Annotated in this window: 27 protein-coding genes; 15 read left to right on the forward strand and 12 right to left on the reverse strand. The window is 55.6% G+C overall.

What is annotated here, in order from left to right:
- Positions 1 to 623 (reverse strand): helix-turn-helix domain-containing protein (locus DS906_RS05930; RefSeq protein ID WP_147235184.1); only part of this gene is annotated, 623 nt, incomplete at its 3' end.
- Positions 624 to 827: 204 nt separating this feature from the next.
- Here DS906_RS05930 and DS906_RS05935 point away from each other — a divergent pair.
- From DS906_RS05935 to aat, 4 genes are all read left to right on the forward strand, one after another.
- Positions 828 to 1,364 carry a LuxR C-terminal-related transcriptional regulator gene (locus tag DS906_RS05935; protein ID WP_113789309.1) on the forward strand — a complete coding sequence of 179 codons (537 nt, stop codon included), beginning with the start codon at positions 828 to 830 and terminating at the stop codon, positions 1,362 to 1,364.
- Positions 1,365 to 1,514: 150 nt separating this feature from the next.
- Positions 1,515 to 1,997, forward strand: a complete 483-nt coding sequence (gene accB, locus DS906_RS05940) for an acetyl-CoA carboxylase biotin carboxyl carrier protein (RefSeq protein WP_113789310.1) — start codon at positions 1,515 to 1,517, stop codon at positions 1,995 to 1,997.
- 9 nt (positions 1,998 to 2,006) lie between these two features.
- Entirely contained in the window at positions 2,007 to 3,356 is a 1,350-nt protein-coding gene (accC, locus tag DS906_RS05945) for an acetyl-CoA carboxylase biotin carboxylase subunit (protein WP_113789311.1), read from the forward strand.
- 48 nt (positions 3,357 to 3,404) lie between these two features.
- Positions 3,405 to 4,037 (forward strand): leucyl/phenylalanyl-tRNA--protein transferase, encoded by a 633-nt coding sequence (gene aat, locus DS906_RS05950; protein WP_113789312.1) that lies wholly within the window; start codon positions 3,405 to 3,407, stop codon positions 4,035 to 4,037.
- On the opposite strand, the gene DS906_RS05955 is transcribed toward aat, so the two are convergent.
- From DS906_RS05955 to DS906_RS05980, 6 genes are all read right to left on the reverse strand, one after another.
- The gene (locus DS906_RS05955; RefSeq protein ID WP_113789313.1) at positions 3,992 to 4,360 is read right to left on the reverse strand and encodes a DUF2155 domain-containing protein; all 369 of its coding nucleotides are present in this window, start codon (positions 4,358 to 4,360) and stop codon (positions 3,992 to 3,994) included. The two genes, aat and DS906_RS05955, sit on opposite strands and share 46 nt — an antisense overlap.
- Complete coding sequence (mlaD, locus tag DS906_RS05960; protein ID WP_113789314.1) at positions 4,357 to 4,809, reverse strand: outer membrane lipid asymmetry maintenance protein MlaD; 453 nt, start codon at positions 4,807 to 4,809, stop codon at positions 4,357 to 4,359. Before mlaD ends, DS906_RS05955 begins: the two co-directional genes overlap by 4 nt.
- 13 nt (positions 4,810 to 4,822) lie before the next feature.
- Entirely contained in the window at positions 4,823 to 5,206 is a 384-nt protein-coding gene (locus tag DS906_RS05965) for an NADH:ubiquinone oxidoreductase subunit NDUFA12 (protein ID WP_113789315.1), read from the reverse strand.
- Positions 5,207 to 5,285: 79 nt separating this feature from the next.
- Complete coding sequence (locus tag DS906_RS05970) at positions 5,286 to 5,648, reverse strand: RidA family protein (RefSeq protein ID WP_113789316.1); 363 nt, start codon at positions 5,646 to 5,648, stop codon at positions 5,286 to 5,288.
- A gap of 62 nt (positions 5,649 to 5,710) precedes the next feature.
- The gene (gene clpX / locus DS906_RS05975; protein ID WP_058272201.1) at positions 5,711 to 6,976 is read right to left on the reverse strand and encodes an ATP-dependent Clp protease ATP-binding subunit ClpX; all 1,266 of its coding nucleotides are present in this window, start codon (positions 6,974 to 6,976) and stop codon (positions 5,711 to 5,713) included.
- Positions 6,977 to 7,110: 134 nt separating this feature from the next.
- Positions 7,111 to 7,743 carry an ATP-dependent Clp protease proteolytic subunit gene (locus DS906_RS05980; protein WP_113789317.1) on the reverse strand — a complete coding sequence of 211 codons (633 nt, stop codon included), beginning with the start codon at positions 7,741 to 7,743 and terminating at the stop codon, positions 7,111 to 7,113.
- A 329-nt stretch (positions 7,744 to 8,072) separates the two neighbouring features.
- On the opposite strand from DS906_RS05980, the gene DS906_RS05985 reads away from it, so the two are divergent.
- Both DS906_RS05985 and DS906_RS05990 read left to right on the forward strand, forming a co-directional pair.
- On the forward strand, positions 8,073 to 8,414 hold the full coding sequence (locus tag DS906_RS05985; RefSeq protein ID WP_108861784.1) for a helix-turn-helix transcriptional regulator: 342 nt from the start codon (positions 8,073 to 8,075) through the stop codon (positions 8,412 to 8,414).
- A gap of 212 nt (positions 8,415 to 8,626) precedes the next feature.
- The gene (locus DS906_RS05990) at positions 8,627 to 8,764 is read left to right on the forward strand and encodes an entericidin A/B family lipoprotein (protein ID WP_199528492.1); all 138 of its coding nucleotides are present in this window, start codon (positions 8,627 to 8,629) and stop codon (positions 8,762 to 8,764) included.
- Between the two features lie 1,094 nt (positions 8,765 to 9,858).
- Here DS906_RS05990 and DS906_RS05995 read toward each other — a convergent pair.
- A complete protein-coding gene (locus DS906_RS05995) occupies positions 9,859 to 10,311 on the reverse strand; it encodes a hypothetical protein (RefSeq protein WP_233494698.1) in 453 nt (150 codons plus the stop codon).
- 127 nt (positions 10,312 to 10,438) lie between these two features.
- Positions 10,439 to 10,759 carry a hypothetical protein gene (locus DS906_RS06000; protein ID WP_113789318.1) on the reverse strand — a complete coding sequence of 107 codons (321 nt, stop codon included), beginning with the start codon at positions 10,757 to 10,759 and terminating at the stop codon, positions 10,439 to 10,441.
- Positions 10,760 to 10,954: 195 nt separating this feature from the next.
- Between DS906_RS06000 and DS906_RS06005 the strand changes: the two genes are divergently transcribed.
- Positions 10,955 to 11,875: a P-loop ATPase, Sll1717 family gene (locus DS906_RS06005; RefSeq protein ID WP_113789319.1), complete on the forward strand. Its 921-nt coding sequence runs from the start codon at positions 10,955 to 10,957 to the stop codon at positions 11,873 to 11,875.
- Between the two features lie 364 nt (positions 11,876 to 12,239).
- On the opposite strand, the gene DS906_RS06015 is transcribed toward DS906_RS06005, so the two are convergent.
- Entirely contained in the window at positions 12,240 to 12,719 is a 480-nt protein-coding gene (locus tag DS906_RS06015; protein ID WP_233494699.1) for a MarR family winged helix-turn-helix transcriptional regulator, read from the reverse strand.
- 45 nt (positions 12,720 to 12,764) lie between these two features.
- Between DS906_RS06015 and DS906_RS06020 the strand changes: the two genes are divergently transcribed.
- The 8 genes from DS906_RS06020 to DS906_RS06055 all read left to right on the forward strand — a co-directional run bounded on the left by DS906_RS06020 (position 12,765) and on the right by DS906_RS06055 (position 23,704).
- Positions 12,765 to 13,877 (forward strand): substrate-binding domain-containing protein, encoded by a 1,113-nt coding sequence (locus DS906_RS06020; RefSeq protein WP_233494700.1) that lies wholly within the window; start codon positions 12,765 to 12,767, stop codon positions 13,875 to 13,877.
- Positions 13,878 to 13,995: 118 nt separating this feature from the next.
- Complete coding sequence (locus DS906_RS06025; RefSeq protein ID WP_113789322.1) at positions 13,996 to 15,612, forward strand: flotillin family protein; 1,617 nt, start codon at positions 13,996 to 13,998, stop codon at positions 15,610 to 15,612.
- A gap of 51 nt (positions 15,613 to 15,663) precedes the next feature.
- Positions 15,664 to 16,884: an ABC transporter substrate-binding protein gene (locus tag DS906_RS06030; protein ID WP_113789323.1), complete on the forward strand. Its 1,221-nt coding sequence runs from the start codon at positions 15,664 to 15,666 to the stop codon at positions 16,882 to 16,884.
- 86 nt (positions 16,885 to 16,970) lie between these two features.
- Positions 16,971 to 17,837 carry a branched-chain amino acid ABC transporter permease gene (locus DS906_RS06035; RefSeq protein ID WP_113789324.1) on the forward strand — a complete coding sequence of 289 codons (867 nt, stop codon included), beginning with the start codon at positions 16,971 to 16,973 and terminating at the stop codon, positions 17,835 to 17,837.
- Positions 17,838 to 18,875, forward strand: coding sequence for a branched-chain amino acid ABC transporter permease (locus DS906_RS06040; RefSeq protein WP_113789325.1), 1,038 nt, complete (start codon positions 17,838 to 17,840; stop codon positions 18,873 to 18,875). It abuts the gene before it with no gap.
- Complete coding sequence (locus DS906_RS06045; protein WP_113789326.1) at positions 18,868 to 19,584, forward strand: ABC transporter ATP-binding protein; 717 nt, start codon at positions 18,868 to 18,870, stop codon at positions 19,582 to 19,584. Before DS906_RS06040 ends, DS906_RS06045 begins: the two co-directional genes overlap by 8 nt.
- 1 nt (position 19,585) lies before the next feature.
- A complete protein-coding gene (locus DS906_RS06050; RefSeq protein ID WP_113789327.1) occupies positions 19,586 to 21,943 on the forward strand; it encodes an amidase in 2,358 nt (785 codons plus the stop codon).
- Between the two features lie 12 nt (positions 21,944 to 21,955).
- Positions 21,956 to 23,704 (forward strand): AMP-binding protein, encoded by a 1,749-nt coding sequence (locus DS906_RS06055; protein ID WP_113789328.1) that lies wholly within the window; start codon positions 21,956 to 21,958, stop codon positions 23,702 to 23,704.
- A gap of 117 nt (positions 23,705 to 23,821) precedes the next feature.
- Here DS906_RS06055 and DS906_RS06060 read toward each other — a convergent pair whose 3' ends face one another.
- Both DS906_RS06060 and DS906_RS06065 read right to left on the reverse strand, forming a co-directional pair.
- Complete coding sequence (locus DS906_RS06060; RefSeq protein WP_113789329.1) at positions 23,822 to 24,454, reverse strand: tyrosine-type recombinase/integrase; 633 nt, start codon at positions 24,452 to 24,454, stop codon at positions 23,822 to 23,824.
- 509 nt (positions 24,455 to 24,963) lie between these two features.
- A complete protein-coding gene (locus tag DS906_RS06065) occupies positions 24,964 to 25,617 on the reverse strand; it encodes a DUF3299 domain-containing protein (protein WP_113789330.1) in 654 nt (217 codons plus the stop codon).
- Between the last annotated feature and the right edge of the window lie 15 nt (positions 25,618 to 25,632).

The following is a 25,632-nucleotide window of genomic DNA, read 5'->3' on the forward strand; positions in this document are numbered from 1 at the left end:
GCATCCTCTGAGGGCACACCGCGACGATCGTCGGCCGCGTCAGAATCATCCAGATATGCCACCAGAGACTTTGAACTGTCGGCCAGCCGTTCGGCATCCTGGTGCAGGTTGCGGTGGAACCGATCGCGCCACTCGGGCTCGATTTCCTGCGGGTCGGCCAGAATCGCGGCCGTTGATCGAATCGCGGCGGCCGTTGACAGCACCTCGTGCATCGACGCGGCAAGATGTGGATCATGCGTCAGTCGGTCGGACAGGGTTTCAACTGTGCGCTCAAGCGAGACGACCCGGCGATGCATCTGCGCCAGAACTCCGGCCCATCCGGGAAACCGGCCTGCGAACTCTTCCAGCGCGTCCACTTCGGCCTGTTGTCCAACCGCATCTGCAGCAGCCTCGCGCAGCGCGGAAATCAGAGTAGCCTCAATCCCTTGGGTCAGCAGCGAAGGCTCAACAGACAGCGCATTGGCGATATCCACCAACAACTTGCCCCCGATCCGGCGGCGGTTGTGTTCGATCAGATTCAAATAAGACGCCGAGATCCCAACCTGCCGCGCAAGTTCGGCCTGCCGCAAACCTGAGATTTGGCGTCGCTCGCGAATGCGGCTACCCGTCAGCGTGTCGCGCATGTTCCATCACCCAACTTGATCCAGTATTTTCAAAACTCCTATTAAATTTCTATAGCTTAAAGGCCAATTTTCATAGTCCGTTTACAGCATTCACAACTGTGATTACGGATGGCCCGTATCTTCCACCCCAGCAATCGGTGCCCAATCTGCCAAATCTGCATCCACCCTCTTCTAATTTTCCCGAATTCCTTGCACGATAGCCGGATGAGCGATCCAGCTTTCGAATATGCCCCCATCGGATTGGTCGAGTTGGAAAACCGCATCATCCGACGCTGCAATCTGCAATTCGCCCGCACCTTCGGTGGCGAAGAGGCAGAGTATCGCAATATGCCTCTGCTGGACCTCTACCCCTCGGTCGCGGATTGGGAGAGGATCGGACAGCGCGGCCTGAAAGCGATGCAGGATACGGGATATTACACGGACGAACGGGTCATGCGCCGACGCGACGGGGACTTGTTCTGGTGCCGTGCACGCGGACGATCCCTGACACCGGACGACCCGTTTCGCCATGGCATCTGGAGCTTTTCCGACATCTCAGAAGACCGCCCGCTGGTCGAACTGACAACCCGCGAACGCGAAGTTGCGATCATGTCCTGCCGCGGTCTGTCCGCCAAGGAAATCGGCGTCGAGCTGGGGCTGAGTTATCGCACGATCGAGGCTTACCGCGCCCGTTTGCTAGAGAAGTTCGGCGCACGCAAACTACCAGAACTTGTGGCAAAACTCTCAGGCATGCCCCTCTAATCCGTTTCCCCCTCGAAATATTGGGCAAAACCCCCATCTGACATGCCGAGACTGCGCTTTTCATGACCGTGCGCATAGCTTATAACGCTGCGTAATCAGACCAAAGCCCGCGAGAACAGACGGGCCAAAGGGGAACCGTCGAGGACACTCATGACAGATACCAAACACGAAGCGGATGTGGCATTCATCAAGGCACTGGCCGAACTGCTGCGCGACAACGACCTGACCGAACTGGAAGTCATGCGCGAATATGGTGACGACGACAGTTTGAATGTCCGCGTCAGCCGTATGTCGCAGGTCGCGCCCGCCCCTGTTCAGATGGCCGTACCCTCAGCGGCACCAGCACCCGTGGCAGCCGCCGCTGCGCCTGTCGAAGCTCAGGAAGATCCGGCCAGCCACCCGGGCGCTGTCACCTCGCCCATGGTTGGAACCGTTTATATGCAGCCCGAACCGGGCGCACCTTCCTTCATCAGCGTCGGCGCATCGGTGTCTGAAGGCGACACGCTGCTGATCGTCGAAGCGATGAAAACCATGAACCACATTCACGCGCCCAAATCCGGAACCATCAAACGCATTCTGGTCGGTGACGGTGATGCGGTGGAATTCGGCACCCCTCTGGTCATCGTTGAGTAAGGCGGTCCCATGTTCGACAAGATCCTGATTGCCAACCGAGGCGAAATCGCCCTGCGGGTCATCCGCGCTGCCCGCGAGATGGGGATAAAGACGGTCGCCGTCCACTCCACCGCCGATAGCGACGCGATGCATGTGCGCATGGCGGACGAATCGGTCTGCATCGGCCCTCCGCCCAGCCCGCAAAGCTACTTGTCGGTGCCCGCGATCATCTCGGCTTGTGAAATCACGGGTGCACAGGCGATCCATCCCGGCTATGGCTTCCTGTCCGAGAATGCCGAGTTCGTGCAGATCGTCGAAGATCACGGCATCACCTTTATCGGCCCCACCGCCGAGCACATTCGCGTCATGGGCGACAAGATCACCGCCAAGGACACGATGAAGGCGCTGGGTGTACCTTGCGTTCCGGGTTCCGACGGCGGCGTGCCCGATTTGGAGACGGCCAAGAAAATCGGCGAGGAATTTGGTTATCCCGTCATCATCAAAGCCACCGCCGGTGGCGGCGGTCGCGGCATGAAAGTCGCGATGAGCGCGGATGAGATGGAAAGCGCATTTATGACCGCGCGCGCCGAGGGCAAAGCCGCCTTTGGCAATGATGAGGTCTATATCGAGAAATACCTGACCACACCCCGCCATATCGAGATCCAGGTCTTTGGTGACGGCAAGGGCAAGGCTGTGCATCTGGGCGAACGCGACTGCTCGCTGCAGCGCCGCCACCAGAAGGTGTTTGAAGAGGCACCCGGCCCCAGCATCACCCCGGAAGAGCGCGCCAAGATTGGTAAAGTCTGCTCGGACGCCGTGGCCAAGATCAACTATATCGGCGCCGGAACCATCGAGTTCTTGTATGAGAACGGCGAGTTCTACTTCATCGAGATGAACACCCGCCTGCAGGTAGAACACCCGGTGACCGAGGGCATCTTTGGCGTCGATCTGGTGCGCGAACAAATCCTCGTCGCAGCTGGCGAGCCGATGTCGTTTGGTCAAGACGATCTTGTGATCAACGGTCACGCCATCGAGGTCCGGATCAATGCCGAAAAGTTGCCGAACTTTTCGCCCTGCCCGGGCAGGATCTCGGCCTTTCATGCCCCCGGTGGTCTGGGTGTGCGGATGGATTCGGCGCTGTATGATGGGTATTCGATTCCACCATACTACGACTCGCTGATTGCCAAGCTGATCGTACATGGCCGCGACCGGGCCGAGGCGCTGGCACGACTAGATCGCGCATTGGGCGAACTGATCGTGGACGGTATCGATACAACCGTGCCGCTGTTCCATGCGTTGCTGCAAGAGCCGGAAATCCACAACGGTGAGTACAACATTCACTGGCTGGAACACTGGCTTGCGACGAATATGGCCCAATAAAACCACGGGACCAGAGGGCACTTGCGCTCTGGTCCCCGGGTATCGCGCATGAGCCTGACCCCGGAACTTTTGCTACACGGCTATTCCATCGGAATTTTCCCGATGGCCGAGCACCGCGATGACCCGGAACTGTTCTGGGTCGATCCCAAGTTTCGTGGCGTTTTTCCGTTAGATGGCTTTCATATCTCACGCAGCCTTGCACGCCGCATTCGAAAGTCCGGTTATTCCATCAGCATCAACAGCGATTTTCCCGGAGTGGTCGATGGCTGCGCTGATCGGGCAGACACCTGGATCAATGCAGAATTGCGCCACCTTTATCAACAACTCCACCTCGCGGGCCGGGCCCATTCGCTGGAGGTCTGGGATGAGGACGCACTAGTCGGCGGCGTTTATGGCGTTACGCTGGGTGCGGCGTTTTTCGGAGAAAGCATGTTTTCCCGCCGAAAGGATGCCTCGAAAATCGCACTGGCCTTTCTTGTGGACCGCCTTCGCCAAACCGGATTTCGCCTGTTTGACACCCAGTTTCTAACCGCTCATTTGGCGTCTCTGGGGGCGATCGAGATTCCGCGCACGCAATATCGGAACACGCTTGAAGAGGCGATCAATGCCAGTGCGGATTTCGTGGCAGCAGTGCCTCAGTCACCCGACGCAGTGATACAGCGCATCACCCAGACGTCATAACGCGCATGGTCCAGCGCGTTCAATGCGGGCGACGTGGCAATCATCCAACCGTCAAACAGTTGATCTGTCCTGCCTTTTTCCCAGATTGTCAGGTAGGCAAACGCATCACCGGTCGGGTTGTCCGCTGGATAGCGACAATCACCCAAGGCGACATCCAACCCAAAAACCGGCTGCGTCTGACCATTCCGCAATTCAACATCGACGGTCTGACCGCTGACCTTGTCCAGACCACGCAACATTGCGCCGGGACCGGATTGGGCTTTTTGCTGGGCCGTGGCCCCCGTTGCGGCCAGCAACGCAGCAATCAGGGCAAACCGCTTCATTTGCTTCCGTCCCCTGCGACAAACTTGACCAGCAAGGAAATCAGACTGACGGCACCTTGCGTATCTTCGACTTGATCGCCCGCTTCGAAATAGAACGGCGAACCACCGGGCATAACCTCGACAAAGTTGCCGCCCAACAGCCCTTCGGAGGAGATGATAATCGCACTGTCATCCGGCACCAGAATTCCATCAGAGATCGAAAAGGTGGTGTCGGCGCGATAGGTTTCGGGATTCAGGTCAACACCGGTTACAGTGCCAATCTTGACACCTGCAAGGCGCACGTCAGTGCCGACGCCCACCCCTTCCAGGGACCGAAAAGAAGCTCCCAGTTCGTATCCGCCACTGCTTTGGGACAGCCCCGTGGACTGACTGGCGTAAACGCCAAAGGCGATGGCACAGGCCAGAACGGCCCCACCGACCAGAACTTCGGTTGCATTATAGCTCGACATTGCTCGCCTCGTGTTATTCCGGGCTCCAGGCCTCATAGTCCTTACGCTCGACCGGGTCCGGGCGGCGCAAAGAACCTGCTGGCGCATAAGCCAAAGCAGAGCCTGTCAGGTTTTCCTGATGCGGTTTTTCCCAGGGTTTGTGATTGAGCGGTTTATCCGTCGGCGGCTCATCCCAGGTGCGGTGCAGCCAGCCATGCCAGTCCGGATCAACCCGGCTCGCCTCAGCCTCACCATTGAAAATCACCCAACGTCTGCTGTCGTCAGCATTGTGATAAAACACGTTGCCTTCGTCGTCTTCACCGACCTTGATACCCTTACGCGACGTGTAAATCTGCGTATTCAATGTGGATCCGTTCCACCAGGTCACGGCCCGCAAAAGACTGTTCAGGATTCCCATCAGCTGCCTCCGGCATTTCTGTACCTGCAGATATGGACCAAAGGCGCGCTAAGGTCCAGTGTCACAAGGACCGCACCGTCTATTCCGACAGAAAGGCAGTCGCCTCGATCTCGATCCGGTATTTCGGATCGATCAATCCGCATTCGATCATCGTCGCCGCCGGGGGGTTATCCCCGAACGCCGCACTAAGAACAGGCCAGCACGGTTCGAATTCTGCTCGATCCGGCAACATGTAGGTCACCCGAACAACATCCGCAAAAGAGGCCCCGGCCTCGGCCAGAGCTTTGCCAATTGTGTCCAGGGCCGAACGGCACTGTTCGACGACATCGTCGCCCTGCCCGACAGTTCCTGCAACATGGATCCATCCGCCTGCGACGGTTGCCCGGCAATAGCCAACCTTGGCCTCGAATTCTCCACCGAAAGAAATGCGTTTGAATGCCATGTGACCCTCATAAGAAAACGGCGCGGTCTGTGCCGCGCCGTGTCCGTAACTCTGATTTGGATTTACCCTGCCGAAGCTGATTCCGCGGCATCCGCGTAGATGATCAGGGGCTGCTTGTCAGACGACACAGCCTCCTCATTGACCACCACTTCGGTTACGTTCTTCATACCCGGAAGTTCGAACATGGTGTCCAGAAGGATATCTTCCAAAATCGAGCGCAACCCGCGCGCGCCGGTCTTGCGTTCGATGGCCTTCTTGGCGATCGACTTCAGCGCATCATCAGTAAAGGCCAGCTCGGCATCTTCCAGTTCGAACAGGCGCTGGTACTGCTTAACCAGAGCATTCTTGGGTTTGGTCAGGATGGTGACCAGTGCATCTTCGTCCAGATCTTCCAGCGTTGCCAGAACCGGCAGACGTCCGACGAATTCCGGAATCAGACCGAACCGCAGCAGATCCTCGGGCTCGAGATCCTTGAAAATCTCACCTACACCGCGTTCATCATTGTCCCGCACGTCCGCGCCAAAGCCCATGGCCGAGCCTTTGCCGCGCTGTGCGATGATCTTATCCAGACCTGCAAAAGCACCACCGCAGATGAATAGGATGTTCGTAGTGTCCACTTGCAGGAATTCCTGCTGCGGATGCTTGCGCCCGCCCTGCGGCGGTACACTGGCCACGGTGCCTTCCATCAGCTTAAGCAGCGCCTGCTGCACACCTTCACCCGACACATCGCGCGTGATGGACGGGTTTTCGGATTTGCGCGTGATCTTGTCGACCTCATCGATATAGACGATGCCTCGCTGCGCACGTTCGACATTGTATTCGCTGGACTGGAGCAGCTTGAGGATGATGTTTTCAACATCCTCACCCACATACCCGGCTTCGGTCAGCGTGGTTGCGTCCGCCATTGTGAACGGAACATCCAGAATACGCGCCAGCGTCTGCGCCAGCAGTGTCTTACCGCAGCCGGTCGGGCCGATCAGCAGGATGTTGGACTTGGCCAGCTCAATATCGCTGCCAGCCTTTTGGGCGTGGTTCAGACGTTTGTAGTGGTTGTGCACCGCAACCGACAGAACCCGCTTGGCTGTGGCCTGACCGATTACGTAGTCGTCCAGCACCTCACAAATGTCTTTGGGTGTCGGAACGCCATCGCTGGATTTCAGGCCACTGGCCTTCGTCTCTTCGCGGATGATGTCCATACACAGCTCGACGCATTCATCGCAGATGAAAACGGTCGGGCCGGCAATCAGCTTGCGCACCTCATGCTGGCTCTTGCCGCAGAAGCTGCAGTAGAGCGTGTTTTTGCCGTCACCGCCTGAATTCGTCGCCATGTTCTACCTTTCGGGCTTCGTCCCTGCGGTCCATGTCGAACCGCGCATGCCACATGTTGGTGCAGCTTAGGCCACCACCGGGGCGGCTACAATCTCAAAAATGGTCCCCACGCCCAGGACGTGGGGAGATATTCTTAGGCCTCGTCGCCGTCCATTTTGGCGCGATTTTCGACGATTTCGTCGATGTGGCCCCAGTCTTTCGCCTCTTCCGGGCTCATGAAATTGTCACGGTCCAGCGCTTTTTCAACCGCCTTTTTGGTCTGGCCGGTATGACGCACGTATATGTCATAAAGGCGATCCTTCAGCTTTTGCGTCTCGGCCGCGTGAATCATGATGTCGCTGGCCTGGCCCTGATAGCCACCGCTGGGCTGGTGCACCATGATCCGGCTGTTGGGCAGCGAGAAACGCATTCCCTTCTCGCCCCCGGCCAGCAAAACCGACCCCATCGAGGCCGCCTGACCGATCACCAAAGTGGAACATTTCGGCTTGATATACTGCATTGTATCGTAAATCGACAAACCGCTGGTCACCACGCCACCGGGCGAGTTGATGTACATCGAGATTTCCTTGTTCGGGTTTTCCGCCTCAAGGTGCAGCAACTGCGCCACGATCAGATGGCTCATCCCGTCGTGGATCGGACCGTTGATGAAAATGATCCGCTCTTTCAGCAGGCGCGAGAAAATGTCGTACGCGCGTTCGCCGCGGCTGGTCTGCTCGACGACCATGGGAACGAGCGTATTCATATAGGTGTCAACGGGATCGAACATAAGAACCTGCCTGTTTTGCTATGGATCGGGACATTACCCGAAGAAACGTTACCCGAGTCTTAGTGTCGCCACGGGGGGGCTGCAAGGGGGGCGCAACAGATCGCACTCCAACCTCCCACAATAGGTGGACGGTCTGATGTCGAACGCACAGAAGCGGCAGCGGTCAATGCCCGGTTTGACGCGCTTGTTTACAAGTTCCCCTTTTCACATCACGTCATTTTGATCCATGCATATGGAAATTCATGCACAGAACGTGTAGCAATGCGAACCGCTTTAGCGAACCACTCACAAAAGTGCCCCCACACCAGGGCCCAAAAGGAAAAGCACCAATGGCATTGCCTCAGATTTCACAGAATATGACGTCTGACGATTTCGACCGGATGGCGGGAAATGCGACCCGCGCATCGAATTTCCTCAAGGCGATCAGTCACGAAGGCCGATTGATGATCCTTTGCCATTTGGTCTCTGGCGAAAAATCCGTGACCGAGCTTGAGGATCTTCTATCTGCACGGCAGGCGGCTGTCTCGCAGCAGCTGTCCCGCCTTCGTCTTGAAGGCCTTGTGATTCCGCGACGCGAAGGCAAGGCTATTTACTACCGTCTTGCTGACGACAGACCGCGCCGTATGCTGGAAGTGGTGTATGAGCTGTTCTGCGGCGACCAGAAGGACTGATTTCGTTTTTTTCCACCGCGCCTGACGCGTTGTTCCAGTCACTTCGACCAGAACAATTTGACGTCGGTGCGGCCACACCCCGCCTTCGCAATCCGTGCGGTCAATTTGGTCTGCGGCATCGTGTTTCCACGCCCCTTGCAAGCGCCGTAAAATACTGGTTCCAGCAAATAAAAGCTGCTACGCCATGTATAGAAAATCAAATGGAGATACTGATGATCCGAGCAATTCTAGTAGGGCTGGCAATGTTTACCCTTGCAGCGTGCGAGACGACCAAGGGTGCAGGCAAGGATATCGAAAAAGCAGGCGATGCCATCCAGGAAGCCGCAACAGACGTTCAGCAGAATATCTGACGCGATTCAGGATGTTGCGAAGGCGCAACTTCCACATACAAGATATGGTTGAAGATCGCAGCCAACCAAGGTAAACTCCTTGGCACAGGTGCATAGACGCGGCATTGCATATCTGACACTTCGGGGTTCTTGTGCATCCACAAGAACCCCGTTCCCGTTTTGCAAGGGGCAGAGTGGCAGCCTGTTGAAACCAGAGAAAAGGAAAAGGCGTCAGGTGCGCAGACGCGGTCCATGCATGTACCCTTGCGGATACTCCTGACGCCTTGCCGGGTCGATGCGCCCGAGGGACGCCCCGATCCAGTTGCCCCGACCCTGTTACAGGCCACGGCTGCTGCTCGGCACCCTAAGATGCTTAGCAGCACGCATCGACCTTCTGAGAGTCTGATCATCTGACCCGGGTCTGACACCCAATTCAGCTGACCATCCACCGGTAAGCCTCTGCATATAAAAGCTAATCCTAAGACTTGCCTTTATTGCCTCAACCCCCTTTAGTCTTTGCGTCCCACCCTGGTTCCTAAGAACCGTTGCGGTAATAGAACTGTTACATCCGGGTCATGTTCCGACAAGAAAATAGCACTGCAGCATGAGATTTAGACGGGGATAAAGTGTTGATATCCGCCGGGAGAAAATTGTGGATAACTCCGGAAATCGAAACGCCGTGCGGTCTTGGCGATGGAAAACGCTGAATTCGACGAAATGACCCGGTTTTCTTGACTTTCTGCACCTGCAAAGGCCAATTCGCTGCCAACTACGGGTATTCACAGCCTCAGAGCATCGAATCAGGCGTGTCCGCGTTTGCCTTGTCCTGGCCGGAGATGATCCGGGAAACCGGGGCCGGACGGCCCTCAGACCACGAGCAACACCGCGCTGAAGGTTCGCGAGACCCTAAACCACCGATGCCGGGGAACGCCGCAATCCGGCACCGTGTGTTTAGAACCCTGTCACTTGCAGCCAAGATGCCGCCCGACCCGTCCCCCCCTGAGAGGACGCTGTGTCCGTTTATGAGAAGCGTTCCGACCCGACCGGGATTACCTATTACGCACCGCCACATTGTGCAGCCAGTACCCCCTACAGCCAATCGGGCCGGAAACGCTTCAGTTCACCTGACGCTCGAGTACAACGCTGTACGTTGTCCCGCGACGCAGGCTACGGAAATCCGCATAAATCTTGCCGTCCTGATAGCGCGCATCTACCAGCGCATTCACACCCACCTGCGGATCGGCCGAGCTTTCGACGATTCCGATGGTGCCCGAACCATCCAGACTGATGGTGCCGGTGGCGTCAAACACGCGCCAATCTGTGCCGGTATTCGGCCGCCACATGCTGGGCCCCCAGAACAGGTTTTCCTGTTGCTGCTGGATATCCAGCAACCACTCTCCCTGATGAAAGCGCGGCGCTTCTCCGGTGGCCACCCGAGACGGCGAGACCTTGGTATAGGTGCCCGTCCAGGCACCACGCAGATCGGGTGTGGTCTCGGCCATCGAGGCCGTGGCAAGGCTGAGGCTTGTGGCCAGAGCGGCTGCTCCGGCAGTCATATATCTGGTCATGGTTTCTCCTCCGAGTTTGTCCGGGCCGTTGCTGGCCTGGTGAATAGATTGGGACAGCCGGAGAGGCTTACAAGTTTTCTAAAAGATTGTTCATGAAGGGTTTAGGTGGCGTTAGGGGCGGTTTCGCTCAGGCCCAGGCCAGCGCGGTGCCGAGGATGACGAGGCCAATGCCAAACGCCTCACGGTGTGAGAAGTTCTCGCCGAACAGAAAGAACGAGGCGATGGCGATCAGGATGACCTCGGCCCCCAGAATGCCGGTATAGATGATGCCCAGCCGTTCCTCGCGCAGCGCGGCAAGCTCCAGCGTCGCCCCGGCCAGCAGGGTCGCAACGATCAGCAGGCCGAGGCCCACGCCGGGGAGCTTCCACCAGAACTTCATCGCGATCATGGCAACGGAATAGAGACCCGCCGACCCGAGGGCGATGATGGGGATCATGGATGTGGACATCTACGCCTCCTGCCGAGTTTCCGTGGGGTCAAGAGTAGCAGGAAGGCGCGGTTGGGGCTGTGAGGTGGGTCACAGTGAGTCGGTTCGAGGCCGACTTCACGCCTTCTGTTGCACAATAGGGAAACTATGCGAACGCATCATCAATAGGTCCCCAACCACACATCGGGCAGGTTGCACTCAACTAGGAGGACGCATATGAACTTCTCATACACTCTCAAGGCCTGTATGAAAGAAAAGAATAGAATGAATATTTCGGATATAGATTTTGGAACCAAAGACGCCCGCCATGCATACACCGAGGGGCACGAAGACGAAAAAACTTTTCAGAGGGTGTTTATTCAGCCGTTTGGAACAGAAGATTCCGACTTCTTCTCTGGCAAGAAGTGTTTCGTTTATGGGATCAAGGGGTCAGGAAAATCCGCATATATTAGGCACTTGGAAATCATTCTGAGAAATCGTGCGTACACACAATTTGTCTACTTTTCGGACACAGTAAGAAGTGACAACTCCCAGAATGGCCTCGCTGTTGATGACCCGCAGCACCTCAACAACCCAGATGACTACTGGAGAACATTCTTCTCCATTATCATTGCAAATGTTCTATTTGAAAGAGAGCGGCAAAATTCAAAGAAATTTCTCACCTTTATTAAGGAACAAGTAGCTCCGAATAAAAAGAGCTTCGTCAAAACGTTACTAGCTAAATCACCAGCTTTAGAGCGGTTTTCACTGAATATTAGCAAGTCTCCAAATATCGAAATCGAAGGCACTTTTGAAGAAAGTATGTCAACAGAACAATTCTATCAAAGTTCGGTCACATTGCTTTCAGAAACAAAACTACAGAAGCCGATATACATCTTTGTTGACGAATTCGAGTTCGTTTATGAGAACGCCGAAAAACACGTGAAGGATGTCCAAATATCCGAGTCCCTAATCCGCATCGTTCGGGACTTAAACGAAGAGTTTCGGAGGGCTGGCGCAGACATATTTCTTATTTGTGCGATTAGAGAAGAGCTTGCAAAACAAGTAATTGGTGGGGATGCAGCAAAAATTGTTGAAGACAAGGGTACTCCCATTGAATGGACCGCGCCAGCGTGGTCTAGGCTCTGGACCTATTAACGGGTCGCAATTTCAACGGCAGCTTCTACCAGCACCGGACGTTCGTCGAAATCACCGCTATGACCGGGTTGCGGACTTTGCTGCCATTGCCCTTCCAAGTGATTGCTGACGCAGCGTTCTATTGCAGGTGCGGCACGCTCATCGCTGCGATGCAGCCTATGTCGCTAGACCGGTCATTCAATGCCAGTCTGAGGCGCGAATTTCAAACCGTACTTTCGCTGCAATCGAAACCGGCCATGGAGAAGCGGAACAAAGCTGCCTTTTGTGTTGCTTCGGTAAGAGGCTACTTTCTCAAAAAAATCGGCCTACGAAATCTATACAAAATACAGTTATGCCGTCTGGAATTGGCTTTGTGACAACGGCGCTATTGGATCACGTCGCGCAACAGCTTGATGAGTTTATCTGCTTCTTCCTTTCCGAGTAGGGATTGGTATTCCGTATCTTGTTCTTGCACTTCCTGACGGATTTGTAGCATACGTTTTTTGCCAAGCGCCGTAGGAAGGACATTGATTTGTCGTTGATCTGCCTGCGCCACCTGCCGGTGCACCAAACCATCTGAAACCATCCGATCCACCAATTTGGTCAGCGTCGGTGGATTCATCAAAACGACTTCAGCGAGTTGTCCCATCGTCAAACGTTGGCCCGACTCCAGTGTTTCAAGAATGCGCCATGCTTCGATCTGGATTCCGTGCCGCTTTAGACGTGCGGTCAACGATGAAGTCATCTTTCGATGTGCCGCAGCCAGAGCATAAGAAAGATAGTCCTGAATTGAATTCGCGCTCGTTTGCATCGGAGTACCTGTTGTTGACAGCCTGAAATTATTTGACTTGGAAAGTAAAATCAATTGGTATGTAGCGGTCCCGACACGTCTGGAAAGGGCAAGGCCGATTTGACGACGCTTTTGGCTGTACCAACTGAACTTGAGGAACTGCGCGATGATCCGGTGCTGCGCGGCAAGGGAACGTACCGGATTGCCCTGCTTATCCCCCTTTGTGGTGCTGCGGGGCTTTGGGCCCCCTCTTGTATTTCAAGCGCCCAGGTCGCAGTCGAGGAGTTGAACCGGACCAATGGCATCGATGGCCGCAAGGTGCAGCTGATCATGATAGACGCGGCGATGGAGGCGAGTATTTCGATCGAAGAGACCGTGAACGATCTGATCGAAACCGAGTCGATTGACGCAATTGTCGGGATGCATCTCAGTTCGGTCCGGCATCGGCTCAGCAAGATTGTGCGTCAGCGCGTTCCTTATATCTACACCCCACTTTATGAAGGTGGGGAACAGACGGATGGATTGTTTGCCATCGGGGAAACGCCCCAGGAACAACTTGGTCCGTCGATGGAGCACCTGCAGCGCGAATATCGACCCCGAAGCTGGGCCTTGATTGGCAACGACTATGTCTGGCCCAGAACGTCGCACACCTATGCCAAGGCCAAACTTCAGGAGATGTCAGTTGGTTTGGCGTATGAAAGATACCTTCCCTTCGGCCTGAAGAACATGAAACCCTTCGTGGAAGAGATTTCCAGGTCAGGGGCGGAAGCGGTCCTGATCTCTCTGATTGGTCAGGATGCTGTGGCGTTCAATCGGGCGTTTGGCAGTGCAAAACTACACGACCGGATGATCCGGCTGTCCTGCGCTCTTGACGAAAACGGTCTACTTGGATGCGGGGCAAACAACAGCAAACGGATGTTTGCAGCATCATCTTATTTTGGCGGGCTTCCGACCGAGGCGAATGCGGCATTCAAGGAAAAATATTATCGGGTGCATGGGGATCAGGCACCGGTTTTGAACACATTGGGACAATCCACCTATGAAGGGGTTCATTTCCTGGCCGGGCTGATGCAGCGGCACGCGACGGTCTGGCGCAGGCACAGTGTTTCGGATGCCCTGCCCGTGATCTATCGAAGTGGGCGTAAACAGTCGTCTGTCAACAAGAGTGATCGGGCCCCTATCTACCTTGCACGCGCGGACGGCCTGAAGCTTGAAGTAATTAAAGAGTTATAAAACAGATAGTTACTAATTTTCATTTCCATTTCAAATAAATTACTTGAAATGGAAAGTAAAATCTCCCACGCTTTAGCGAACGAACGGATCGCAGGCCACAGGTCTGCCGATTGATCAAATGGGGAGAATTGCCTTGGCTTGGGTCATCACGCTGGTTCTGCTGGTTGTTGTCGCGCTGATCGGTATCTGGTTTCTGCAAAGATACTATGCGAAAGCGACCCTGGACACCGCGATGGTAAGAACCGGGTTCGGCGGGCGTCGCGTTGTTACCGACGGCGGCTGTCTGTCCCTTCCCATCCTACATCAGGTTCAAAAAGTAACGATGGGGGCGCTGACGTTCCACATCAGCCGCCAAGGTCGCGAAGCCGTTCTGACAAGGGACAAGATGCGGGCCGATGTGCAGTTCGAATTTGAACTGCGGGTGGCACCAACCGACGAAGGAATCGCAACGGCCGCGCAAGCGCTTGGGTCCCGGATCGCGCGTGGTGGCGATACCATCAAGGACGTATTCGCGGGTTCGCTTGTGGATGCCATTCAGCGCGCTGCGGCGGCCCGGACGCTGGAGGAGATTCATCTGGATCGCTCGGGCTTTTCCAAGGATGTGTCCGACGCAATCGAAACTCAGGCGGCGAAACTAGGGCTGACCCTGGTTTCAACCTCGCTGATTGCCGTTGATCAAAGCGACCTGAGCCAGTGGAACGAGAACAACGCCTTCAACGCACAAGGTATGCGTCAGTTGGCAGAACTGGTCGCGGATCAGCGCAAGGAACGTGTTCGCATAGAAACCGAGGCCGAGGTTGCCGTTCGCGAAAGTCATCTGGCCCAGCACCAGCGGCAGCTTGAGTTGCAACGCGCAGAACGTGAAGCTGAGATCGCACAACAGGAGCACTTGGCCAAACTTGAAGCCGACGCCAAATCTCGAGAAGACAGAGCGTGCGATGAGGCCAAACTTGCCAGCGAAACCACCCGGATCGAAAACGAAAAGCGGGTGAAGGCGACTCAGGTGGAAAGCGACGAGGCCCTACGCAAGGCCGAAATGGCGGCCATTCGCACCCTCGAAGAAGAAAAGATCGAGAACGATATTCTGATTGCCCGAAAGCGTACTGCCGAGGCCGAAGCGCGCGCCGAGGAAGAAGAAGCGCGGGCCAAGGTGATTCTGGCGGCGGAAAATGTTCAGGCCCAGAAAGAACGGGCCATCGCCGAGCGGGAACGCGAAATCGCCCGCCTGAAACAGGAAAAAGAGCTTGAACTCGAAAGTGCCAAGGTCAAGAGCGATGTCGAAACGCTGCTTGAGAAGGCCAAGGCAGATGCCGCCGCAAAAACCAGAGCCAGCGAAGCGGAACGCGCGCGCATGGAGGCCGAAGCCGCTGGTCGTATTGCTCTAAACCAGGCTGAAAACACACTTGGAGAAGCAGTGATCCGGATGCGCCTAGAAGAGCGCAAACTCGACCGTTTGCCGGAAATCATGACGCAGATGATGAAACCGGTTGAGAAGATCGACTCGATCAAGATCAACCAGATCTCTGGCGCGGGCAGCGGGAATGGTTCTGGCGCGGGAGAAGGGGTCGATGGCGCGTTTGGCGCGGCCATGGATCAGATCTTAGGCATGGCCGTGCGCCTGCCTGCGATGAAACAGATGGGCGAGGAAATCGGGTTGGACTTTGATGCCAACCTGGCAGGCCGGACCGCTGACTACGCCAATCGGATCAAAGACAAACCCAAAAACGACAAGTGACGGGAAACACCGTCCAACTCCAACAGGACTGACATTAGGGAGGAAACTGAAATGTCACTGAACCGCCGTAAATTCTTCGCCAGCACCGCAGCCCTTGCAGGGGCTTCAATGTTGCCACGCGCAGTGATGGCCGCAGACACGATCAAGCTGGGCTCGATTTTGGATACTTCCGGCATTTTTGATGCTTATGGCAAGCCGATGGACATGGCCGCACGTCTGGCCGTGGACGAGATCAACGCCGCTGGTGGACTACTGGGCAAACAGGTCGAAGTCGTGGCTTATGACACCCAGTCCGACATGGCGCTGTATTCACAATATGGCCAGCAATTGACCCGCCAGGACCAGGTGGATGTCGTACATGGTGGCATTCTGTCGGCCTCGCGAGAAGCAATCCGCCAGACAATGCGCAAAACAAGAACGCCTTACTTCTACAATGTGCTTTACGAAGGCGGTGTTTGTGACCGGAACATCTTTATTAACGGGGTAACACCAGCCCAGCAGGTTGAGGCGCTTGTTCCATACGCCATGGGGAAGTCCGGCAAGAAGGTCTATATTCTGGCCGCCGACTATAACTATGGTCAGATCACCGCACGCTGGATTCAGAAATTCGTGGCCGACAATGGCGGTGAGACGGTGGGTGTCGACTTCTTCCCGCTGGATGTCAGCGATTTTGGTTCTACCATCGCGAAAATTCAGTCTGTTGGTCCCGATCTCGTGATTGCCCCGCTTGTGGGCGGCGCGCATCTGTCGTTCTTCCGACAGTGGGCAGCCGCTGGTATGAAAGACCGCATTCCACTGGCCTCGACCACTTTAGGCGTAGGCAACGAGCACAAGGTTCTGACGCCGGAGGAAGGCAACGGGATCATGGTTGCCTACAACTACAGCCAGGAGCTTGATACACCCGCAAATAACGCCTTCAAAGAAAAGTGGGCAGATGCCTACGGTGACAGCAACCTGATCCATGAGATCGCCGTATCGAACTATCAGGGTGTAATGACCTGGGCTGAAGCCGTGCGTCAGGCAGGGTCGATGGACCGCGATGCGTTGATTGCGGCTCTGGAATCTGGGCTGTCGATCGATGGACCGGCGGGCAAGATCACGGTCGATCCAAAAACCCACCACGCAGTGCTGGATGTTCACATCATGGAAATCGAAGACCAGGGCATGAAGGTGATCGAAACGCTGCCACAGCGCCAGCCAATCGATACTCAGGCTGTGTGCGATCTTTCCGCCAACCCGGATGACAACACGCAGTACGAAATCGAAATCTGATCTCCCTCAGATTTCGTCGGGGCGGCAATGTCGCCTCGCACGCCAATTGCCGCGCTACCTTATCCTTCCAACGGAAACACCTTCTCATGGACTTAACCGTCGTCATTCTTGTCGAAATGCTCTACGCGGTCGCCTCGCTGATCCTGATCAGCGCCGGGCTTGCGGTTGTTTTCGGCATGATGAAAGTGATCAACCTCGCCCATGGCGAATTCATGATGATGGGCGGGTACGCGACCATCACCGCCGTAAACCTTGGTGTGAACATTTTTGTGGCTATGCTGATCATTGCGCCCCTTGTGGTCGGTCTGATCGGGCTTGTGGTCGAACGGCTGGTTATCCGTCATCTTTACGGACGGTTGGTCGATACGATGTTGGCGACCTGGGGGCTGAGCCTGTTCTTCATTGGTCTCGCCACCATGATCTTTGGCAATACAACGACCGGGATCTCGACGCCGATCCCAGGCTTTGCCATCGGAAACTATCAGATCAATGGCTATAATTTCTTCATCATCGTGGTCGCAATTCTGTTGCTGATCGGAATGCTTTCGATCCTGAAGGCCACGCGCGCCGGGCTGATCGCACGAGGGGCGATGCAGCGCTCGGATATGGCTGCGGCTTTGGGTTACAGTCCCGACCGCATTTACATGGCGACCTTCTTTTGTGGTTCTGCTCTCTCTGGATTGGCCGGAGCCGTGCTCGCGCCACTGGTTGGCCTCGTGCCGACATCTGGTGGGGCATACATCGCCAAGGCGTTTATCACCGTGATCGCAGGCGGACCATCCTTGATCGCAGGTCTCTTCTCGAGCGCTGGGTTCTTCGGCGTGGTGAACCAGATATTCACCTTCGCCATTTCGCCGGTGATCGGTGAAGTTGCTCTGCTAGTCGCAGCGGTCGTCCTGCTTCGCCTGCTGCCACAAGGCATTACCGGCAAGTTTTTCAAAGGGAAGCTATAGATGCCCGGGAGCCTGTCAAAAGACGCGATAACGATCATCCTTGTCACGGCTATCCTAATCTGGGTGATGCCGTTGATGATCGGCACCTACACGCTGACCGTTCTGATCGTCTATGGCATGTTAGGGCTGAGCCTTGGCTTGATCTGGGGCTTCGGCGGTATCCTCTGCTTTGGCCAAGCCGCGTTTTTTGGGCTCGGGGCCTACACCTATGCTGTAGCGGCCATCAACATCGGTGAAAGCACGGTTCCGATGATCCTTGCCGTTATTGTTCCGGCAGCGTTCGCTGCTTTGCTTGGTGCAATGATGTTCTACGGGCGACTGAACGATGTCTACCTTGGCGTCATCACTTTGGTTGTGACACTGATCCTATTCAAGTTCATCAACTCCACCGCCGGACCGCAATATTTGATTGGAAACGCCAGACTGGGCGGATTTAACGGCATTCCCGGTTTTCAGACATTGAACGTCCCCGGCCGTCCGGACGACTACATCTGGGGAGACAGCTATTTCTATGTCTGTGCCGTTTTGCTTGGGCTGGTGTTCTTCCTTGTTTCGGCTTTGCTTAGGTCAAGCTTTGGCCGCATCGCCGTTGGCATTCGCGAAAATGAAACCCGCATGTCCCTTTTGGGCTATGACGTTAGGGCCAGAAAGACCGTTTTGTTTGCCGCCGGAGCCGCAATTGCTGGGCTGGCCGGTGCGCTGTTCGCGAACTGGGCCGAAATTGTAACCCCAAGCTTGTTTTCCCTTGGCCAATCGGCCGAGATTATCATCTGGTGCATCGTTGGCGGGCTGGGTACGCGCTTGGGCCCGGTCCTTGGTGCCGCCGGACTGGCCTATTTGAAGTTCCTTCTGGGCCAGCAAAGCTTGGTGGATAACACACTGATCACAGGGCTGATTTTGGTGCTGTTCGTCCTCTTCCTGCCAAAAGGCGTTGTTCCGGCATTGGCGGGTCTCTGGAAAGTGAGTTTCGGCCGCCGCCCATTGGGCCGCATTCATCAGCAACGTCGCATGAGAAACCGAGGTCGAGTAAATGGTTGAAACTGTTCTCGAAACTCATGGGCTGACGATGCGCTTTGGCGGTGTTGTCGCGTCTGACAACGTTGATTTCAAACTCCGCGCACGCGAGCTGCGTTGCCTGATCGGTCCGAACGGCGCCGGTAAATCCACCTTCTTCAAATGCGTAACGGGGTTGCAAACACCAACAGAAGGCGAGGTTTACATGCGCGGGGTGGAAACCACCCATTGGATGCCTCATCAAATCGCCTCGCTGGGCGTGGGCATTAAGACGCAAACACCCAACGTCATGGACAGCCTCAGCGTGTTTGAAAACATCTGGCTTGCGGCGCGGCGGTTTCACGACCCAAAGGATGCCAATCGGAAGACACAGGAAATCATCGAACGTCTCGCCCTGGGCTCGATTGCACGGGACGATCTTGGGCGGCTGGCTCATGGCGAGCGACAACGCGTTGAACTCGGCCTTGTCGCTGTCGGGGACCCCTGGCTGGTGCTTCTGGACGAACCGGCGGCCGGCATGAGCGCCGAAGATGTCGAGCGGATGACAGAGATCATCCATGAGCTGAACAAAACCGCTGCGATCATCATCGTTGAGCATGACATGCAGTTCATACGCTCAATTGCCCAGGTGGTGACGGTGTTCCACCAGGGAAAGGTACTGATGGAAGATCACGTTGATCGCGTCATGTCAGATCCCACCGTTCGAAACGTCTATCTTGGAAAGAAGGTCTGAGATGAGTGACGACGCGACAAACATACTCGAAGTCAAAGGTGTCTCGGGCGGGTATGGCAAAGTGCCAATCCTGCATGGGATCGAATTCGCGGTAGCTGAAAATGAGGTTGTAGGCATTCTGGGCCATAACGGCATGGGCAAGACCACCCTGCTGAAAACACTCATGGGGTTCCTGCCCGCGGGGTCCGGGACGATCAGGTTTCATTCAACCGACATCACCGGGATGTCACCATTCGAGCGGGCAGGATTGGGGCTTGGCTATGTACCCCAAGGGCGGGGAATTTTCCCGCAATTGACCGTTCGCGACAATTTACGGTTCGCCTGGCATGAATATGCGGGTGCTTCCGAAAGCGACGTTATGGAAGCTGTGCTGGGGGATTTTCCGCGCCTACGTCCACTGCTTGATCGTGAAGGTGGCGCGCTGTCTGGCGGTGAACAACAATTGCTGGCGCTTGCCCGCTGCCTGATGGGCGATCCGGACTTCCTTCTGTTGGATGAACCGACCGAGGGAATCCAACCTTCGATCATCGAAGAGATGGGTGAAACGCTGCTGGCGCTGCGCGAAAGCCGGGGACTTTCCATTCTTCTTGTCGAACAGAATTTCGACTTCATCGCCGACTTGTCCGACCGGGTTCTTGTACTTGAACGTGGTCGCATTGCTGGGGAACTCAGCAAATCCGATCTGTCTGATCAGGCCAAGGTCGATCAGTTCCTCGGCTTCGGGGCGGCCCGTTCGACCCGAGGGCAGGCCAACGCACGTCCGGCGGCCCCGCAAACATCCGCAACACGAACCAAATCTCAGGCAGTAACCGAGAGCCCACCGGCTGCCGCAAGCGTGGTAACGAACATGACCATAAAACGACCAACCCTTTCGCAGATGCGTGACATGGCCAGCCGGTTTGGAATGAACCTGTCCGACGAAGATCTGAACGAATACCGCGAGATCATCGAACCTTATATGCAAGCCTATGACCGTCTGGATGCAATGCCGGATTACCTGCCTGAGGTCCGCTATCCTCGCAGCCCTGGCCATTTCCCGAACCCGACCGAAAATCCTCTGAACGCATGGTACGTCAAAACAGAAGTGCGCGGCGCGCCGGATGGCAAGCTGCGCGGCAAGCGCATCGCTTTGAAGGACACGATTTGCCTCGCTGGCGTTCCGATGATGAATGGCTCGTCCATCATGGAAGGCTATACGCCCGAGATTGACGCCACCATCGTGACTCGAATGCTGGATGCCGGGGCGGTCATCACCGGCAAAGCACATTGCGAAAATTTCTGTCTTTCGGGTGGCTCACACACCAACGCCAAAGGGCCAATTCATAACCCATGGAAGCGTGGTTACATGGCGGGCGGCTCCTCCGGTGGATCGGCAGCGCTGGTGGCTGCGGGTGAAGTGGACATGGCAATTGCAGGTGATCAGGGTGGCTCAGTGCGCATTCCGTCCTCAAATTGTGGCGTCTACGGAATGAAACCCACCCACGGACTTGTCCCGTATACTGGTGCGATGCCAATCGAACAGACTATTGACCACCTTGGACCTGTGACAAACAACGTTGCCGACAATGCGTTGCTGCTTGAGGTGCTGGCCGGCGAAGACGGGCTTGATCCGCGCCAGTACAAACCAACGGTCTATAGCTATACCGAAGCGCTGGGTCGCGGTGCGCATGGGATGCGGATCGGCATTTTGAAGGAAGGCTTCGGGCACGAAAATTCCGAAGCTGACGTTGATGCAAAGGTCATGCAAGCCGCAGATCGGTTTCGCGAACTGGGTGCGCGGGTGGAAGAAGTTTCCATCCCCGAGCATTACACAGCAATGGATGCGTGGACCGCGATTACACTCGAGGGTCTTCAAGACGGCATGATGTGGGGCAATTCAACCGGAACCAATTACCGTGGCCTCTTCCTGCCTTCGATGACGGACCATATGGCGCAATGGCAAGGTCGCGCGGATGAGCTGAGTCATTCACTCAAGGCCTGCATGTTCGTGGGCGAACATTTCCAGCGGCAATATCGCGGACGCTTCTACGGCAAAGGCCAGAACATCATGCGGCTCTGTAACGAACGCTATCTGGCGGCGCTAAAGCAATATGATTTGCTGCTGATGCCGACACTGCCCATCAAACCGCAGCCACATCCGCCCGCTGACTGCTCGCTCAGTCTTTACGTGCAGCGGGCCTTTGAAATGGTTCCCAACACAGCACCCTTTAACGGTGGACTACCTGCTATGAGCATACCCTGCGGGCTGAGCGAAGGTCTGCCAATTGGCATGATGCTGGTCGGGCCACACTACGGTGAGATGAAGATTTATCAGGCTGCGGATGCATTCGAGCAATCGGGCGACTGGCGCAACATGTAAGGGAGGATCGACATGTCAATCCTGAGCGAAAGTCTGGCAGCTCGTGTTTCTGAATGGGATGTAAGAACCGAGGCAACCGATGAAGTAACAGCGCCTCAAGACGGCAAATCTTATGTTCGCGGTCCCTCAATCCCACCGTTGGCCTATATCACCATTCCCCAGCTTCTGCGCGATGCCGTTTCGCGATTTGGCCCCCGGGAGGCCGCCGTGTTCCATGAACAAGGCGTTCGGATGAGCTATTACGATCTGGACCGCGCCGTTGACGAATTGGCCTCCGGGTTACTGGCGCTCGGATTAGAAAAAGGTGATCGCATCGGCATCTGGTCGCCCAATCGTTACGAATGGGTGCTAACCCAATTTGCCACTGCCCGTGTCGGGCTTGTTCTGGTGAACATCAATCCAGCTTATCGCCTGGGTGAGCTCGAATACGCCTTGAACAAGGTCGGCTGCAAAGCCCTTATCGCGGCCAAGTCATTCAAGTCTTCCGATTACGCTGGCATGATCCGCACTCTCGCCCCCGAGATTGAGGATTGCGAACCGGGACGTCTGCGTGCAGCGAAACTTCCGCATCTGCGCAGCGTCATAATCATGGAAGATCAACCGGGTCGCGGTGCGTATTCTTTCGAAACGCTGCAAAACCTCGGCGGACCGGCCCAGCATCTCCGGCTGCCAGAGATTGACAGAATGCTCGGTCCTGACGACGCCATCAACATTCAATTCACCTCCGGTACGACAGGAATGCCCAAAGGGGCCACGCTTTCGCATTACAACATCGTCAACAATGCGCGCTTTGTAACCGATCGCATTGGCCTGTCCGAGACGGACCGGTTGGCGATTCCAGTGCCCCTTTATCACTGTTTTGGCATGGTCATGGGCGTGCTCGGCGTTGTCAGCAAAGGGGCGACCATGATCTTCCCCGGCGAAGGTTTTGATGCCGCGCAGACACTTGATGCGCTGTCGCAAGAGCGGTGCACGGCCCTTTACGGCGTGCCAACAATGTTTGTGGCGATGCTTGAAAATCTTGAAGGTAATCCGCGTGATCTGTCCAGCATGCGCACCGGCATTATGGCCGGGGCACCCTGTCCCGTAGAGGTGATGCAGCGCGTGAACTCGGACATGAACATGAAAGAGGTCACAATCTGCTATGGGATGACTGAAACCTCGCCTGTATCCTTCCAGAGTTTCGTGGAGGATCCCACCGATAAACGATGCGAAACAGTCGGCCGCGTTCATCCGAACCTTGAGGTGAAGATCGTCGATCAGGAGGGGCAAATTGTGCCCGTTGGCACGCAAGGCGAGCTCTGCACCCGTGGGTATTCGGTCATGAAGGGGTATTGGGAGGACGCTGAAAAGACCTCCGAGAGCATCGTAGATGGTTGGATGCATACCGGCGATCTTGCCGTGTTCGACCATGATGGCTTTTGCTCGGTTGTGGGACGAGTAAAGGACATGATCATCCGTGGTGGAGAAAACATATATCCGCGCGAGATCGAGGAATACCTGATGCGGCATCCAAAGGTCAGCGATGTACAGGTCTTCGGCATTCCTGATGAGAAGTTCGGCGAGGAAGTTTGCGCCTGGGCAATTGCCAAGCCCGGAACGGACCTGACCGAATCCGAGCTTCACGACGCGCTGAAAGGACAGATCGCGCACTTCAAAGTACCGCGTCACATTCGCATCGTCGACGAACTTCCAATGACGATCACCGGAAAACCACAGAAGTTCGTGATGCGGGATAAAATGGTTGAAATGCTTGGATAGCAATATTCGCGAAAAATGCGGCATCCGTACCATTGGGCTCGATCCGAACAACTACCTCGGAGCGGCTGTAGGTCTGATTTGGATTGGCGGACGGCATGTGCCGCCCGCCAACTTGGTTCAAATGTCGATTTGTTCGGCGATGCTCAACGCATCTTCAAGTTCGACACCAAGATATCTGACCGTGCTGTCAACCTTTGTGTGACCGAGCAGCAGTTGAACGGCCCTGAGATTTCCGGTTTTGCGGTAGATCTCCGCCGCCTTGGTCCGGCGTAGCGAATGGGTGCCGTAACCGCTGGGCTCCAGCCCAATCGCAGCCACCCAATCCCGCACAAGTCGACCATATTGGCGAGTTGAGATATGTGGGCGGTCATGAAACCGGCTCGGAAACATGAAACGGCAGCCAATCATTTCCGGCGATTTGACCCACGCGGCAATCGTATCACGCGTGTTTTCAGAGAGTTCGAACTGAACGGGCCGCTTGGTTTTGCTCTGGACTACGGACACCCTTTCGCGAACGCATCCATCCCTCACCAAGTCGGTGACGGCCAGTTTCACCAAATCGCATCCACGAAGCTTGCTATCAATCGCCGCGTTGAACAAAGCAAGATCGCGCAGGTTGTCCGCCAGTTCGAGCCGTGCGCGGATCGCCCAGACCTGTTTCGGCAACAGTGGTCGTTTCTGGCCGATGACCCGACCCTTGTTCCAGACTCTTCGTTTCGGGGTCACAGCGGGAAGTTGGACTCTTGGCATGGTTTGCCCTCCAATCCTCCCGCCAAGCCCAGACATCAGCACCGCGCTGACGCAGGAATTTTACCGTCGGTTTGAATGGCCGTTGTCTGATTGCCTGTTCGTTGAGAAACGCCGCAGACGCATTGGGCGGCTTTGAGCCCAAAGGAACGGATGCTGCGACACGCACGAAAGGCGGCTTACAAACGCGGTATGCGATTCGATTAAGAACTCTGATCAATAAGTCAAAGAGACAACATGATCGATCAAGAGCAATGAAAAAGAGTTCTCGCTACTTATGATAAGCTGATTAACCAGCGAGGGTTGCCGGGTGTACTTGTTAAACCAATGCGCGCGGATTGGTGTGGACACAAAATGGCGGATCGTGACAAAAAAATCGCCGTTTTGATCATCAAGAAGCTTCAGAAGAGATTTGCAGCGTCACATCTGCACGAACCAAAGATCCTGATACAGGGGTACGGTGCAAAGACGTATCCCGGCGAAGCCGAAGAACGGACCTCTAGTCTGACTGATCAGTCATAGATTTCTACCGACAGCGCATCCATCGCATATGAGGTTTCGATATTGGCCTGGCCGTCCACGTAATTGAGTGACTGGGACCTGCTCTGTGCCCGCATTTCCCCGCTTATCCAAACTGGTTTATATAACTCGTCAATTTCGAAGCCTTGTTCGTATCGCACATAGACCATCTGATTGGCGGGAGGTGGTGGTGTGTGAATGCAGGCTCCAACTGTCGGAACCAGAAGGAATTCGACCGCCTTCTGGTCGACAATATCCAGGGGAAGGAGATAGCCGGGAAGACGCACGTTCTCCCCCAAAAGGTCAAGGTTCGGTTCGCGCGCGGCAATCAACCGTTGGTTCATCACAATTTCGCGTTGTTCAAACAACCAATCTGGGTCAAGGCCTTGAGATACGAGGTCTTCGCGGATCTGAACCGCTTCGGCGCGCTTCTTGTCATCCGCAGTGTCCGCATGCAGAACCTCAATCCGATAAAGCATGGCCAACGCATTGACCTGAGAATATTCTAGGGTGGCAAAAGGATCGTGGTAGGGCCGCTCTTCAGGAAGGAGATCCTGCCAACTTATGTTGCGCGGATCCGCTGCAAGAAGAGGCCCCGCAATCGCAAGGGCGAATAAGATATTCAGAAAATGCGTAATGGTCTTCATTTCAGCGGATCCTTT

Origin of the sequence: Ruegeria sp. A3M17 (assembly GCF_003318255.1) — a bacterium.
Lineage (GTDB): Bacteria > Pseudomonadota > Alphaproteobacteria > Rhodobacterales > Rhodobacteraceae > Ruegeria.